At 48.3% G+C, this 16,063-nt stretch carries 13 protein-coding genes; 2 read left to right on the top strand and 11 right to left on the bottom strand.

Annotation, left to right across the window (positions count from 1 at the left end):
* Positions 1-160 precede the first annotated feature (160 nt).
* Positions 161-766 (top strand): rRNA maturation RNase YbeY, encoded by a 606-nt coding sequence (ybeY, locus tag ACNFVB_RS04530; protein ID WP_430738220.1) that lies wholly within the window; start codon positions 161-163, stop codon positions 764-766.
* 103 nt (positions 767-869) lie between these two features.
* Here ybeY and ACNFVB_RS04525 read toward each other — a convergent pair whose 3' ends face one another.
* Complete coding sequence (locus ACNFVB_RS04525) at positions 870-1,745, bottom strand: mechanosensitive ion channel family protein (RefSeq protein WP_430738219.1); 876 nt, start codon at positions 1,743-1,745, stop codon at positions 870-872.
* 105 nt (positions 1,746-1,850) lie between these two features.
* A complete protein-coding gene (locus tag ACNFVB_RS04520; RefSeq protein WP_430738218.1) occupies positions 1,851-2,738 on the bottom strand; it encodes an energy transducer TonB in 888 nt (295 codons plus the stop codon).
* A gap of 381 nt (positions 2,739-3,119) precedes the next feature.
* Between ACNFVB_RS04520 and ACNFVB_RS04515 the strand changes: the two genes are divergently transcribed.
* On the top strand, positions 3,120-3,893 hold the full coding sequence (locus ACNFVB_RS04515; RefSeq protein ID WP_105246581.1) for a hypothetical protein: 774 nt from the start codon (positions 3,120-3,122) through the stop codon (positions 3,891-3,893).
* 299 nt (positions 3,894-4,192) lie between these two features.
* Here ACNFVB_RS04515 and ACNFVB_RS04510 read toward each other — a convergent pair whose 3' ends face one another.
* From ACNFVB_RS04510 to nuoG, 9 genes are all read right to left on the bottom strand, one after another.
* Positions 4,193-5,011 carry a ferredoxin--NADP reductase gene (locus tag ACNFVB_RS04510; RefSeq protein WP_430738467.1) on the bottom strand — a complete coding sequence of 273 codons (819 nt, stop codon included), beginning with the start codon at positions 5,009-5,011 and terminating at the stop codon, positions 4,193-4,195.
* Positions 5,012-5,233: 222 nt separating this feature from the next.
* A complete protein-coding gene (locus ACNFVB_RS04505) occupies positions 5,234-6,712 on the bottom strand; it encodes an NADH-quinone oxidoreductase subunit N (protein ID WP_430738217.1) in 1,479 nt (492 codons plus the stop codon).
* 3 nt (positions 6,713-6,715) lie between these two features.
* Entirely contained in the window at positions 6,716-8,341 is a 1,626-nt protein-coding gene (gene nuoM / locus ACNFVB_RS04500; RefSeq protein ID WP_192994804.1) for an NADH-quinone oxidoreductase subunit M, read from the bottom strand.
* A 1-nt stretch (position 8,342) separates the two neighbouring features.
* Positions 8,343-10,217: an NADH-quinone oxidoreductase subunit L gene (gene nuoL / locus ACNFVB_RS04495; RefSeq protein ID WP_430738216.1), complete on the bottom strand. Its 1,875-nt coding sequence runs from the start codon at positions 10,215-10,217 to the stop codon at positions 8,343-8,345.
* 4 nt (positions 10,218-10,221) lie between these two features.
* A complete protein-coding gene (gene nuoK, locus ACNFVB_RS04490) occupies positions 10,222-10,530 on the bottom strand; it encodes an NADH-quinone oxidoreductase subunit NuoK (RefSeq protein WP_075101564.1) in 309 nt (102 codons plus the stop codon).
* Between the two features lie 98 nt (positions 10,531-10,628).
* The gene (gene nuoJ / locus ACNFVB_RS04485) at positions 10,629-11,336 is read right to left on the bottom strand and encodes an NADH-quinone oxidoreductase subunit J (RefSeq protein ID WP_430738215.1); all 708 of its coding nucleotides are present in this window, start codon (positions 11,334-11,336) and stop codon (positions 10,629-10,631) included.
* Positions 11,333-11,881 carry an NADH-quinone oxidoreductase subunit NuoI gene (gene nuoI / locus ACNFVB_RS04480; protein ID WP_075101459.1) on the bottom strand — a complete coding sequence of 183 codons (549 nt, stop codon included), beginning with the start codon at positions 11,879-11,881 and terminating at the stop codon, positions 11,333-11,335. The genes nuoJ and nuoI overlap by 4 nt, the downstream gene beginning before the upstream one ends.
* Positions 11,882-11,936: 55 nt before the next feature.
* Positions 11,937-12,929 (bottom strand): NADH-quinone oxidoreductase subunit NuoH, encoded by a 993-nt coding sequence (gene nuoH, locus ACNFVB_RS04475; RefSeq protein ID WP_207969408.1) that lies wholly within the window; start codon positions 12,927-12,929, stop codon positions 11,937-11,939.
* Positions 12,930-12,981: 52 nt separating this feature from the next.
* Positions 12,982-16,053: an NADH-quinone oxidoreductase subunit NuoG gene (nuoG, locus tag ACNFVB_RS04470; RefSeq protein ID WP_430738214.1), complete on the bottom strand. Its 3,072-nt coding sequence runs from the start codon at positions 16,051-16,053 to the stop codon at positions 12,982-12,984.
* Between the last annotated feature and the right edge of the window lie 10 nt (positions 16,054-16,063).

The raw sequence follows: 16,063 nt of genomic DNA, 5'->3' as shown, positions 1-16,063 counted from the left end.
GCACTGGCGGCGGCTTTTTTTCAGACAATACGCAGTGAAATTTTCGAAGCCTCTGTCGGCGTAGGCACAGCACGCAAGAAAAATTTATACCAGTTCCACGTTGACATACAATGTATCTGTTTTATTTAGAATCGACTATATCTCCCCCTAAGGTGACGCTATGAACCAATCTAACAACGATAATATGAACGCCCTAAAGATAAATAATCTAGACAAAGTTGAGCTTGATGTCAGCGCTCCTGATAGTATCGATGAGGGGTTAATCAGTCGTTACTACAGTGTAGATCGTCTATTGCCAATCATGGCTGCAACTTTGAAATATATAGATAGACGTATAGAAAACGGTCTTATGCTCCCTTATTTTACAGATATTAGTCTTGAGACGTGGCAGCACAAAATCAAAGCGCTAGATATCTATATTACTGACAAAACTGAAGGTCGTGAATTAAACCTAGAGACGCGGGGCAAGGACTATGCGACCAATATCTTATCCTATCCAAGCGACTTACCCGTCGCCATTATTGACTTGATGCCGACCCTACCACTCGGCGAGCTGATCATCTGTCATGAAGTCGTGGAACGAGAAGCCGCCGAACAAGACAAGAGCGTCGCGCAGCATATCAGTCATTTACTGGTACATGGTATGCTGCATCTACTAGGCTTTGATCACGAGCTTGGACAAGCTGAGCAAGAGGAGATGGAAGGGTTTGAGATAGAGATTTTGGCAAGTCTCAACCTACCAAACCCCTATCTACCAAACACTTGAATTTGACGAGATGGTTTTTGACCGAACCAATCCCTTAGAACAAGCACCGAATAACCAATCATTATTCAGTCTTTAGTCGTGGGCTCATTCTTTAGTTGTATGATCAGTCTTTAGTCATGGGCAGTTTTTGCGACTGACCCATTTGATTAATCATCTGATCCAAGCCTTTGACATGGACGCTACGCTGCGGGAATGGAATCTCAATCTTTTCATCGTCTAAAGCGTATTTAAATTGCTCAAGCAAATCACACTGCATCGTCCACCAATCAGCATTGGTCGTCCAGACATTGAGGGTCAAATCTACCGAATTGTCGCCCAGATTGGTCACGCGTACGATAGGCTCAGGGTCGGTAAAGGCCATTGGGTTGCTTCTGGCCAAGCTCAGCATCACCTCTTTGGCAGTTTTGATATCGGCATCGTAGCCGATCCCAACCGTGATATCGACGCGGCGATTGGGCAGCGCCGTATAATTGGTCACCGCAGAGGTGGTGATATCGCCATTTGGGATGATGATGTCGTGGTTGTTGATCGTGGTTAGGTGGGTGTTGATCAATGTAATCTCGGTCACCGTCCCTGTGTAGCTGTTAATCTGTACATAATCACCGCGCACAAAGGGGCGAAAAGTAACGATCATGATACCAGCGGCAAAGTTTGATAGCTGATCCTTTAACGACAGACCAATCGCGACCGCTGCACCGCCCAGTATGGCAACGACCGATGTCGTTTGGACCCCAACCTTGCTCAGCGCGGCCAACACCACTACCACCAGTAATACGCCATAAAGCAAGCGCCCTAAAAAGCTGGCCACCGTATCATCTAAATGACTGCGGCGCATAATACCATGAGCAAAGGTAACGGCCTTTTTGGCCAGCCAGCGCCCGACCACAAATATAACGATGGCAAAAGCCACTTTGATTACCAAGCTCAATGCGTTACTGGTCAAAGCAGCAACATCGACTGTAAAACCTAAAAATTCCATACTGACTCTTTTTGTTTAAGTGTATTGATATCTAAGCGCCGGTTCGCCTTTGCTGACAAACGGCTTTTATTTGATTTGCTGTATCGCTTATTGATACCTCATCCGCTAATACGTCACATTGACTGTATCGCTGTACTGATAAGTGCGTATCAAACGCAGCTCTACAATATCGTTCATGTCTTCGGTAAATTTGCCAAAGGGTGCTGCTTGACGCACTGACTGCTTTGCCGCTTCATCCAATATCGTCGAGCCTGAGCTCTCTAGCAAACGGATGGCTTTGACATTGCCATCACTACTGATAACCACCATCAAGCGTACGTCGCCGGTGATACCCTGCGCCCGAGCTTGCACTGGATAATGCAGGTTGCCGACCCGCTCGACATGCTCACGAAACGTATTGATATAATCCGCTGCAGCGCCGCGCGTCGTTGAGTTACTATCGACCGTCACCACTTTTGATTTGGTCGCATAGATCTGCTGACGCTGGGACAGCTGCGCCTCTAATGTCGCGATTTGTTTGCGCAGACGCTCTTCTTGCGCCAAGATATCATCTTGCTCTTGCATACTGTCACTATCAGACTCGACGGTTGCCTGTCGCCAGCTCAAGGTGGTACGCAGGTAGCTTTCTTGATAGCGCTGCTGACGGGTCTGCCGCTGCAAGTTGATCACATCTTGTGTCTCGCTCATTTGCTCAGCTGACAGCGGGCTGACCTGATCGGTTTCTTGCCTGAGCTGCTCTTCTATCGTACCGCCACCGACCTGCGAGGCGTTGGCGATAAAGTGCGCGTCCTCATTTGGCTGCATGTTGTCCGTCAAGGCCTTAGCCACATCCTGCATCATCGCAGCCGGATCTTGCCCCATAGAAAAACTGATACCAAAAATAATCAGCACATGCACACTCACAGCGATGACGATCGCCATAGGCAGGCTTCTATCGCGCTTAGGGGCTTGCGCTGAAAAATGATAACTTTGTGAGTCTTTAATATAGGCCACAGTTGCTCTCAGCTTAAGGGTATGAGCGTCGCAGCACAAGTCTGCCGCTCATCTATGTATCAATGAATAGGCACCGCTAAGCGGTTGACTCATGCCGTGCCGAGGCTATCATAACATGACATAGAATTGCGTCGCCAGCACAACCGCCAAACAGGCGCGCCATCCACACTGCAAACAAATCATTTACGATAAAACGCCTGTGTTCATTTTGAAGCCACGATATTTGTTATATACTGCTTTATAAATGCTATAGTCGAGATACTATAAAACAAACACCCTATCATTGGGATGCTTGCTTTCAATAATATGCAGGAACACAACAAGAAGTGCATACTTTAATAGCGCACTATAAGGATAATACGTTTGAGTGACTTTGATAACATGAGTGATAACGTAAACAATTCAGACAGTTTTGATGAGTACTTTGAAAACATTGGCTATCGTTTTGATGAGTCATTTAGCGACGGCTGGGAGCGCCTCACCCAATCTGTCAAAAACCTTTATAACAAAACCACCGATAAGTTTGAAAACGAGCTATCGCTGCCTGTGGCGCAGCAATACGTCAACGATGCCTTGCAAAAGTTTGTCACTGACAATGTAAAGGCCATCTTAGAGCTGCGCGTTGAGATGCACGACGACTGGTTTCGCCTATACTGTACTATTGATATCTCAGGCATCTATATCGAGGTCGCCAGTAACTTTAGCTTGATTCATGTACAGCTCGATCGCAATGTGCAGCGTTTTGTCTTTGGCCAGCAGACCTATACCGATGTGCTAAACCTGCGCTGCGAGTCTTTTATCAAGCGCCAAGGCATCAAGCTGTTTATCTGGTTTTATCATCGTATCCTCAAAAAAGACCCACTCGGCTTTATCTTATCGTATATCAACATCGCTCGTGCCAAAGACGAGGTGATCTACCTCGATATCAATCGCTGGCTAAAAAAGAACAAAAAAATCATCAGCACACTGCACAAGGTACAAGTTAATTATGGCGAGCTTGAAGAAGAGCAGATGATCTTAAAGACTCAGATCAACTATCGTGACCTATTGGCCGCCAGTAGCAATGAAGATATCATTAGCGATGCCGATGAGCCTGAGCTGATGCAAGGCCCGATCAACCCTGTCGCAGATGCCACCGAGCCCAGTCAGGTTTGATCTCCAACTACATGGGCTATCAATCGTACGTAATAAACCATTAAAACGCCGCTACTTTTCGTCTATCAAGTAGCGGCGTTTTTGTACAGCGGCAATACAACTTTTATTTATCAGATTTCAGCAAACATCTGTAACGGCAGCTTTTATCAATATAGTTAGCTGAATGTAAAACTGTTATGGATTTAAACGCGCTACTGGTATAAATTTTACTTGCGTGCTGCGTTCCCAGAGGCTGCGCAAAATTCATCCCAGTAGCGCTATGACATTTTTAGAGTGTATCGACTATATATCAATAGCTTTTACCAATAATTTTCTACCGCGATATTGCCCTCGCCGCGGCGGTTCATCACCAGCCCCAATGTCTTTAGGGCTTCTTTGGTGTCCTCTACCATCTCAGGGTTGCCACAGAGCATCACATGGGTGCTGTCGACATCCAGCGCAATACCTGCACGCTCTTGTAGCGTACCGTCCAATAGTAGCTTTGGCAGGCGCTCCGTCAATGCGCCGTCGACGGGCTCGCGGGTGACAATAGGGATAAAAATCAGCTTGGCAGGGTTGTCCACCAACGAGCCAAAGTCTGCTTGCAAGCGTTCAATTAGCTCAATATAAGCCAGCTCTTCCACCGAGCGCGCACTGTAGGCCAGTACGATATGCTCGTAGTCTTCCCATGTCTTTAGGTCTTGGAGCATCGACAAGAAAGGTGCCAAGCCTGTACCTGTCGCCAATAACCATAAGTCTTTGGGTAGAGGTTTTTGGTAGCGAGCCAACGTCAAAAAGCCAAATGGCATGGTATTGAGCAGCAGCTCATCACCCACTTCTAAGTGCTGCAACTGCGAGGTAAAAGCGCCATCAGGAATGACAATAGAGAAAAACTCTAACACCTCATCAAATGGTGAGGAGACAATTGAGTAGGCACGAAATATGTCTTCGTCCAATGCTGCTAATGCCTCGTCCTGCTGCTGATAATACTTCAGCCGACTGGGGTTGACCCCCAAACGCACAAACTGCCCTGCAGTAAATTTAAAGCTGTCAGGACGACTGACCGTAAAGCTAAATAAACTGGGCGTCCACGTGGTTTTACTGAGCACCGTTACTGTCTGAATATTGTCACTCATAATAGTTAATCACTCTCGTTTTTATTAGTCGTTTTCTTTTAATACTTCTATTGATGGTTGTGTTTATTTGTTTTTAAAGGGGTCAAACCAAAAGATGCGCCAAGCTTATCATAAAGCTGGCGCATCTTGGGTGGTTTACCATCACAGCAGACGTGCGGCACGATAGATTGCCGCACTGTAGCGTTTTGTTTGCTACCTATCTATCAGCATATTACTATCAGTACATTACCAGATACGTGCCATGCTCGCCCACTCAATCATACTGTTTGGCAAGATACCAAAGAACAAAATAATCGCTGTGACGGCGATGACCATGATACCACCCGTGCGAATACCCCACTGTCCTGCCACATCAAACTCGATGAATTGCTTAGGACGTTTAAATAAAGTAAGCAACACGCGCAAGTAATAAAACAGACCGATGGCACTGCCTAGGATAATCATCGCAGCCAAGAACCAGTTGGTCCCTTGTACCGCTGCCAATATCGCAAACAGCTTGGTGATAAAGCCTGCGGTAAGCGGAATACCAGCCAGTGACAGCATCATAATGGTCATGACCGCCGTCAGCACGGGACGACGCCAAAATAGCCCTTGATAGTGAGTCAGCTCATCAGCCTCACCTGCCAAGCGATAAGGACTCGACATCAAGGTCACTACCCCAAAGGCACCGATAGAGGTAAAGGCATAGACCGCCATATACATGCTAGAGATGCTATCGGCTGCGGTACCGATACTAACAATAACGATCAGCACATAACCCATATGCGCAATGGATGAATAACCTAATAAGCGCTTGAGACTGGTCTGACGTACAGCTAGTAAGTTACCTACCAATATCGATAAGGTCGCCATCACCATCAGCAGTATCTTTACAGACGGCAGCGCCAATAACGCAGTATCGATTAAGAAACGCACGGCCAAAGCCATCATCGCCACTTTTGAGACAGACGCCAAAAACGTAGCGATAGGAGCTGGTGCACCCTCATAGACATCGGGGGTCCACATATGAAAAGGCGCTGCTGAGAGTTTAAAGGCAATACCGAACAGCATCATCGCCGCCCCAAGTATTAAGAGTGGCGACTCAAATACATTACCCAATACCAAGCTGATCGGTTTGAACGCCAGCGCGCCCACCTCAGCGTAGATAAAGGCCATGCCCATCAGTAGTGTGGCCGATGCGGTCGCTGATAACACCAGATACTTCAGCCCCGACTCAAGCGAACGATTACGCATATAAGTATAGGCCAATAAACCATATAGCGGTATCGATAGCATCTCAAGGCTCATAAAGAACGCCGCCAAATGCTGAGCACTAACCATCAGCAGCGCGCCGATTGTCGATAGCAACATCAGCAGATACAGCTCATCTTTATTGTCTTTTAGGTTGGCAAGATAAGCATAAGACAGCGTACAGCACGCCAATGCACAAATAAAAATCACCACCATATTAAACTGAGCAAAATTATCGATGATAAATAACTGCTCAGCGCTAGGCGCAGCCGCGCCGCTACTGACAATACCCGCTATCTGCGCCAGCAAGGTAAATAGCCCAATGTTTAAGCCCACCACCGTAACAGTACCTGTCACCATATGTGAGCGTTTTACCGCGATGGCAATCATCACCACCAACACCGTAATCACTACGGCGATGATCGGTGCGTAAGGTAGCAATCCCATCAAATCATTCATCGTAATATCATTCATGACTTAACGTGCCTCCATTGCATCAAGCAGTTGCATGGCATCTACCTGTGTGACTTGACTGTATATATATGCATTATTGATCCACTGCATAGCGTGACTTGACGTATCGAGGAATGGCTGCGGATACAATCCTAGCCAGACCAAACCTGCTGCTAACATAAGCAGCAACGAAAGCTCACGTTTGCCCAAATCTTTTAGTCTACGCATCGGCAGACCATGCGATTTGGTTTCGTGTATCGCCAGCGCTTCGATATTGTTTTTACCAAACAAGGCGCGGTGAATCAAAATGAGCGAGTATAGGCCTGCAAATACCAAGCTGAACGTAGCAAAAACCACAAACACAGGATACTGAGCAAATGAGCCAAATAAGATCATAAATTCGCCAATGAAGTTACCTGTACCCGGGATACCCAATAAAGCGGCGCAAAAGAACATCAGTATCGGTGCATAGTAGCGGAACTGACCCCACATACCGCCCATCAAAGTCAGATCGCGCGTATGTAAGCGCTCATACAGCTGTCCTGCCATGATAAACAATGCCGCCGAGCTAAGCCCGTGCGCCAGCATCTGAATCATCAAGCCTTGTAAGCTGATGAGCGTACCAGCATAGATGGCCAATACCACAAAGCCCATGTGCGAGACACTGGTATATGCCAATAGACGCTTCATGTCGGTCTGCATAAAGGCGAGCCACGCCCCATAAAAGATACCAATCGTCCCCAAGGTAATGGCAATCGGTGCAAACTCTTGCGACGCGGCTGGAAATAATGGCAAGACAAAACGAATCAAACCATAGGCGGCAGTCTTAATTAGAACCCCAGCCAAATCCACCGAACCTGCTGTTGGTGCTTGAGCGTGCGCATCTGGCAACCAGCCATGAAAAGGTACAATCGGCAACTTCACCGCAAAACCGATAAAGAAGCACAGCATAATGGGATATTCCCAGCCGCCAAGCGAGGTACCGAGCAAGTCATTATAATTAAAGCTGACCACCCCAGTTTGCGCATAGCTGATAATGACCAACACCAAGATACCGATGAGCATGATTAGCCCAGACGCTTGGGTATAAATAAAGAACTTGGTCGCTGCGTACTCTTTGGTTTTGCCCACCACATCATGACCCCATAGCGCGATCAAGAAGTAGATAGGAACCAGCATCATCTCCCAAAAGAAGAAGAACAAAAACAGATCAATGGCTAAGAACACACCGATGACACCGCCCAAGCTCCATAGTAAGTTGAGATGGAAAAAACCCACACGGCGCTGAATCTCGTTCCACGAACAAGCGACAGCGGCAATACCGAGCAGCCCTGTTAGACCCACCATCAGCAGCGACAAACCATCTAGCGCCAAATGAAAGCTGATACCAAAGCTTGGTATCCACGGCACACTAAACTCAGCGACCCATGGCACGTTTGCATCTGGCGCGATCACTTGCTTACTCATACCGCTATAGTCGCCGTACTGCCATAGCACGAGTGACAAAGCAAAGGTTATGATCATCCCGATTAAGGCGATCCAGCGCGGCAGACGTTTATTAATCCGCTCTACCAGCCAGCATAGCAACCCTGCAATAAAAGGAATTGCAATCAATGCTGGTAGCATCCACGTTTGTTGTAACTCAATCATCTTATACCACCGTTATCATTACCAGCACGAGCAATACAGCAACGCCTAAGCCAAAGCTTGCGGCGTAACCTCGAAGTGACCCTGTTTGCGTCGCAGACAATACCTTATTACCTGCTGATGCCAGCTTAGGTAAGACATACCACGTTTTATCGATAGGGTCGGCTTTTAATAAGCGGCCGATGAACAAAAAGGGTTTTACAAAAAGTAAATCGTATAGCGCATCAAAACCTAGGCCATGATAGCACCAGTGATACAGCGCGCCGCCGACACGCGAGCGCTTAAAGCTGGTAAGCAGGCGACCTTTATTGACCACATATAACAGCGCGGCCAATACCAAACCTGCCAGCATCGCACCCATGGCGATATACTCTGCAGTATGCTTGGCCTCTGCTTGACCAGCCACTTCTAATAGATGCCCAACACTCTGGGGCAATACACCTTGCAATGGCGGCGTAATCCACGCACCGACAGCGGTCGATAGTACCAAAAGCACGGTAAGTGGTAACCAATATGACACCCCTGACAGCTTATGCGCATGGGTCTTCTCTTCACCAAAAAAGACAATCCAGATCATGCGGAAGGTATAAATTGCCGTTAAGAATGCACCAAACACACCCATGTAAAATAGTACTAAGTGACCGGTGGCATAAGTTTCCCAAAGAATCGCTTCTTTAGAATAAAAACCAACAGTGACCCAAGGTATCGCAGCAAGTGCACCGCCACCGACGATATAACACCAAAATACCAAAGGTATCTTTTTGCGTAAGCCGCCCATCTTAAAGATGTCTTGCTCATGATGTACCGCTAGAATGACCGCACCTGATGCCAAGAACAACAGCGCCTTAAAAAAAGCATGGGTCATCAAATGGAAGATAGCCCCTTGCCACGCGCCCACGCCTAAGGCCAAAAACATATAGCCAATCTGACTCATGGTCGAGTAAGCAAGGATACGTTTGATATCGGTTTGCGCCAGCGCACAAAATCCAGCGACCACAAGCGTTAACGCCCCGACACCGCCGACCCAGTACAATAAAATACCTGGCGTTAGCTCAAACAATGGATGCAGGCGGGCGATTAAATACACCCCTGCGGTGACCATCGTCGCGGCGTGAATCAATGCCGATACTGGTGTTGGACCTGCCATCGCATCAGCAAGCCATGTGTGTAGTGGCAACTGGGCTGATTTACCCATCGCGCCGCCCACCAGCATCATAGTGGTGAGCATCATTATGGGGTTGTTTAGGTCAAAGACTTCGGGCGCGCGGGTGATAATCTCTTGAATATGCAGCGTGTCGAACTCGCGAAACAATAAAAACAAACCAAAGGCTAAAAACACATCACCGACACGCGTGACCGTAAAGGCTTTCATCGCTGCGCGGCCATTGGCTCTGTCGTGGTAATAATAACCAATCAGCAAGTACGAACAAATACCCACGCCTTCCCAGCCCAGATACAGCAAAAACAAGTTATCTGCTAACACCAGCAACAACATACTGGCGACAAATAAGTTCATATAGCTAAAGAAACGGGCAAAGCCGGTATCGCCTTTCATGTACCAAGCGGCAAACATATGAATCAAAAAACCGATACCCGTGATGATGCCTGTCATGGTCAATGCCAAGCCATCAAAACTCAGCCCAAAGCTCGGAGCAAAATCCCCGACCTGAAACCACGTCCACAGCGGCATCTCGACGACCGTACCTGCAGGGTAACTAGTCAAAAAAGTATAGCTGACAACGAGCGTACAAAGCGCAGATAGCAGCATACTACCGACACCGACTATCCTCGCCACCTGCTCGGTGAGTTTATCGCGCATAAAGGCTAAGATTAAAAAGCCAATGAGCGGGAATATAAAGGTTAATGGTAATAAACTCATGACATCATCCTTTCATCTCATTGGCGCTATCGACATCGAGATGCCCACGCTTATGATAAAACCGCAATAATATTGCCAGACCGATTGAAGCTTCAGCCGCGGCCAAAGTCAAAATAAAGATAAACATAATCTGCCCATCTGGATCGACCCAGCGACTGCCTGCTACTACAAATGCCAATGCCGTCGCGTTCATCATAATCTCAAGACTCATTAGCATAAATAAAAAGTTACGTCGTACCATGACGCCGCACAGACCAATAGCAAATAAAATACCTGCCAAAATCAGTCCATGACTCATGGGTATCATACCCAGTACATTTTGCGCCTCAGCAGCTGGCTGTACTAAGCCTGCTACCTCGTGGGCAAACGGCACGTTTGACACATCTTGTGCCACGCTCGCTGCTAGTACCATCAGTCTGACTCCTTGCGCGTGACTCGTTGTACACCTACTTGCTTACCGACATAGTCATGCGGGTCAACATCTTTGTATTCATAAGGCTGCGCCATCTGTGCTGCATGGCTATCGTCATTATCATATGATTTGATACTGCCGACAGCTGGCTGCACGTCTCGGCTACCATTGCCGATGACCTCATCATCTTTTGTCTCTTTGCCCAAGTGGTAGGCGGCAACCAAAGCGGCTAGCAGCAGTAGCGCCGCCACCTCGATGAGCATGACGTATTTGGTAAAGAGCACCGTACCGACTGCTTTGGCAGAGATGGTGGTACCACCAATCATCGCCGCGTCATCATGCCCCATACCTATCATCGCATACAGTACAACGCCGATGATAACCGTCAGGCCGGTCGGCAGCGCCCACGTGCCAGCATCGAGCCAGCGCTCTTCGCGCTCATCATTACTCATGCCCAAGTTAAGCATCATAATGACAAAGACGAACAACACCATGATAGCGCCAGCATAGACGACAATCTCTAACGCCCCTGCAAACGGCGCACCTAAGACAAAGAAAATACCTGAGATGGCGAGCAAAGACACAATCATCGACAAGATGGCATGTACTGGATTGGCCTGCGTCACCACGCGCAGGCTGGCAAATATCGCCACAGCAGCCAGCGCATAAAACCCTGCCAGCTCAGGGCTGTTTAAAATAGTCATCATGGTAGCAAGCTCCTTAGATCAATCGGTGCCGCTTCGTTTTGAGCAGCGCCTTTTGGTTTTTCCGCTACCGCCATACCGGTCACACGATAATAGTTATAATCAGGATATTTGCCTGGACCTGAGATGAGCAAATGCTCTTTTTCATAGACCAAGTTTTGGCGCTTATACTCACCCAGCTCAAAATCTGGCGTCAGCTGAATTGCTGTCGTCGGACAGGCTTCTTCGCACATTCCGCAAAAGATACAGCGCGAAAAGTTAATACGAAAAAACTCTGGATACCAGCGTCCATCGTCACGCTCGGCTTTTTGTAGTGAGATACAGCCTACTGGACAAGCGACGGCACATAGGTTACACGCCACACAGCGCTCATCACCATCAGGGTCACGCGTCAGCACAATACGCCCGCGAAAGCGTGGCGGCACTGGCACTGGCTCTTCAGGATAAAGAATGGTGTCACGTGGCCTAAGCGCATGACTGTTGACCATCCACATGCTGCGGACAATGGTAAGGATACCAATGACGGTCTTTTTTATGGTAGTAAACATGGGATTATTATCCTTATCAGCTTTACCCTAGTTCATCAATGATGGCTAGTAATGATTACAACGTTGGGGAAAAGATCAAAATGACTGCAGCAGTAACGATTAAGTTAATCAGCGTCACTGGCAGGCAGACTTTCCAGCCAAAGTTCATCACCTGATCATAGCGCGGACGCATGAGTGAGCCTCGAGCCAAAACAAATAGGGTCATAAAAAACAGCGTCTTAATCATGAACCAAAAAGCTGGTGGAATAAATGGAATATCTAAATTAAACGGCGCCAACCAACCGCCAAAAAACAAGCAGGTCATCAAGGCTGAAATCAGGACAACGTTGACATATTCCCCAATGAAGAACATACCGAACTTCATACCGGAGTATTCGACATGATACCCTTCAGCCAGCTCTTGCTCGGCCTCTGGCTGATCAAACGGATGCCTGTGGGTCACCGCCACACCAGCGACCACAAAGGTCAAAAAGCCAAAAAACTGCGGAATGATATACCAGCCGTCAATCTGTGACTCAACGATTTCGCGCAAATTAAACGAGCCGGTCAAGGCCACCACGCCCATCAATGATAAGCCTAAGAAAACTTCATAACTGATGGTTTGTGCCGCCGAGCGTAGGCCGCCCAATAGCGAGAACTTGTTGGCAGACGCCCAGCCACCAAACATCACCGCATAGACGGCGATACCTGCCATGGCAAAAAAGAACAAAATACCGATATCCCAATCCGCTACCCCAAGGGTCGGCGAGACAGGGATAATGGCAAATGAGGCCAATGCGGTAAACATGGCGACCGCAGGTGCCAAGGTAAACATAAACTTATCGGTGAAGTTTGGTGTCCAGTCTTCTTTAAAGAAGATTTTGAGCATATCAGCGACCAGCTGCAAGGAGCCAAACGGCCCGACACGGTTGGGGCCATAACGATCTTGCCATAAGGCAAGCATGCGGCGCTCATAGACAATCATCAACGCCGCCACGATAACGACCACCAAAAATATGACCAGTGCTTGCACCACCATAAATAAAACGGACCAAGTATCAAAGCTCATACTACTGGCCAAAAAGCTTGGCACATCAGGGATAATACGGGTAACTTGCATATTACACCTCCTGTGTGGTGGTCGGCGCGGTGCTGGTTGACGCTGCGCGGTTGGTGGTATCGTCAGCGCTATCCGCCATATCGCCCCTCATTGTCACGGGCGCATCGACTTTACGGACTGAGGCTGGCATCGAAGGGTGAATGATGCTCACCTGCCCGACAGGATAACCAATACAGCCTTCTGCTAGATAACCGACAATCTGTACTGGCAGGGTGATTTGCTGTTTGTCAATCTCGATTGCTAAGTAATCACCAGCGGCAATATTCCAGTTTTTGGCATCATCCATACCGATCCGCCATGCCGCCAGCGGCAGCTGTTCGGCGACGATAGGACTGCGCGATGCCATCATTGAGCTGGCATAGATGTTATAGATAGGCACCAGTTTGGCTTGTCCCTGCTGCATGTCAGTCGTGGTCGCAGACAGGGCTTCTGGTGCGACATACTGACGTGTCGGTAGGCGCTCGAGCATATCGAACAAACGCACGCCTGGGTCACCATTTTTTAGATGACCACCGACTTTGTCTTGGTATTTGTTCCATGCTTGCGGCGAGTTCCAGCCAGCAGCATGAGCAAAAGGAACCATCGAGCTTGGTGTTTGTTTGCCCGTGTAGCCTTCCATAGAGAAAGTCAATCCTGTATCCAAGTCTTTTGGCTGCATTGGCTCATGCACTGAGATCGGCGCACGCATGGCAGTACGACCAGAGTAACGCCGCGGCTGACGCGCAATTTTAAGACCCGTGATACGGTAGTCCGCATCGGGCGCGGCGCCCTTGATACCAGCAAGCTTTGGATGGGTGGCAATCAATGCATTGATGACATCATCGAGCTGTGTCCAATCGACATCACGGCCTTCGATACTGCTATGCACCGCATGTAACCAGCGCCAGCCTTCTTTGATACTGCTCATTGGATGATAATATTCATTATCATAAACTTGGAAGAAGCGCTGCGCACGGCCCTCAGCAGAGATAAGCGTGCCATCCGCTTCGGCAAAACTGGCGGCTGGCAAGACGATGTCGACGTCTTTGTGCCAATCAAGCAGCTGATGATCAAGAGCGATGACGGTCTTATCAGCGAGTAACTGCGTCAACTTATTGGCATCAATGGCATCGGTCAGCTGATTTTCTGCAACCACCACCACATCAAAGTCAGTGGCTAGTAGCTCTTCAACTGACTGACCGCCAAGCATACAAACGCCCATGCTATTGGCATCAGGAACCGTTAGATAGATACCTGCTTGTGCCTGATACCTGTTATTTACTTCTTTTAACTCAAGATTTTCAGCAGGCTCGCGCTCGACATCATCCTGCGCTTCTGTATTCACGCCTGTTTCAGGTTTGTTCGGCTTAGCAGATAAATCTTGGTCTTCTTCAGGCTGGTCATTAGCCGCTTTCGCTTGTGCTGCCTGTACTTTGGCATTATGTGCCTCAACCTGCTGTTGCTCAGTCGCTTTGATTGCCGCGCGTTTTTGGGTCAACGCTTGGGTAATCTGCGCCGCTGCTTCTATCAGTGCGGTAGAAGATAAGCTGCTACCCGAAACCACCAGCGGCTGATCGGCTTGAATCAAATCATATGCGATTTGCTGCGCGAGTGCCTGCATCGCATCGGTCTCGCGCTCGGCAGTATCTGCTTGCGGCGCTACAATCTGCGTCAAATCATCTGCCAGACTTGCAATCTCATCAGCAACTTTAAAACCAAGTTTAACAATGTCTTCAGGAGTCGCTACCACGCTGGCTTTGCTGATGTCTTCTAGCTTGGTTTGGGTCACATCGATGACATAGACTGGGCTTAACGCGTCTTGGGCGATACGCTTGACAGGCTCGGCAAGCCAAGGCTGCGTTTGCAGCGCCGCCGCCATTTTTAAGCCTTCGTTTTTCGCGGCTTGACGTACTGACAGTGCGACACGTGATGAAGTTTGGGTGATGTCTTCGCCCAACACCAGCACAGCGTCATGTGCTTCGATATCAGCCATGCTAGGATTATAGATACCTTCAGTGCTGAGCACTTCGATACATTTATTGACCAATGCTTGCTGCTGATGATTGAGGCCGGTTGAAAAGTTATCAAATCCGACCAGATTTTTTAGCGCAAAGTTGGTCTCAAGACTGGCGCGCGGTGAGCCAATACCGATGACTTTTTTGTCTTTGATGCGTTTGATAGTTTCATCAAGCGCGTAGTCAATATTGATTTTGACGTGTTTGTCATTGATACGCTCAAGCGCTTGGGTTGGACGATCAGCGCGGTTGACATAGCCATAACCAAAGCGGCCACGGTCACATAAGAAATAACGGTTTACGTCACCGTTATAGCGGTTTTCGATACGGCGCAATTCACCATAACGCTCACCTGGTGAGGTATTACAGCCCGCCGAGCAGCCATGACAGATGCTGGGCGCATACTGCATGTCCCATTTACGATTGTAGCGATCAGAATGCGTTTTGTCAGTGAATACCCCAGTTGGGCACACTTCGGTTAAGTTGCCTGAAAACTCGCTTTCGAACTGACCGTCTTTATCACGGCCAAAATACACACGGTTGTTTGAGCCATAAACGCCCAAATCTTCGCCGCCTGCGTAGTCTTTATAAAAACGCACACAGCGATAGCACGCGATACAGCGGTTCATCTCGTGAGCGATAAATGGCCCAAGGTCTTGGTTATGATGCGTGCGCTTGGTAAAGCGATAACGACGACGGCTATGACCTGACATATAGGTCATGTCTTGCAAGTGACAATGCCCGCCTTCTTCACAGGTTGGACAGTCATGCGGATGGTTGGTCATGAGTAGCTCAACCATCGACTTGCGGAATGCCTTGGCTTCGTCATCCGTCACTGAGATATACATGTCATCGCCAGGAGCGACCATGCAAGACATTACCAGACGACCGCGCCCTGCTTCCATATCGTCTTTGTTTTGGAACTGCTTGACTGCGCACTGACGGCACGAGCCGACCGAGCCAAGGGCTGGATGATAACAAAAATACGGCACATCAATGCCGAGTGATAAGCAGGCTTGCAGCAAGTTATCGCTGCTATCTACTTCGACAGTGGTACCATCAATATGTATGACTGCCATGCCGCTCTCC

The organism is Psychrobacter sp. VH5, assembly GCF_050572635.1.
GTDB classification, from domain to species: Bacteria; Pseudomonadota; Gammaproteobacteria; order Pseudomonadales; family Moraxellaceae; genus Psychrobacter; species Psychrobacter celer.
The sequence above is the reverse complement of the archived record's forward strand: the minus strand, read 5'-3'. Positions and strand labels throughout refer to the sequence as shown.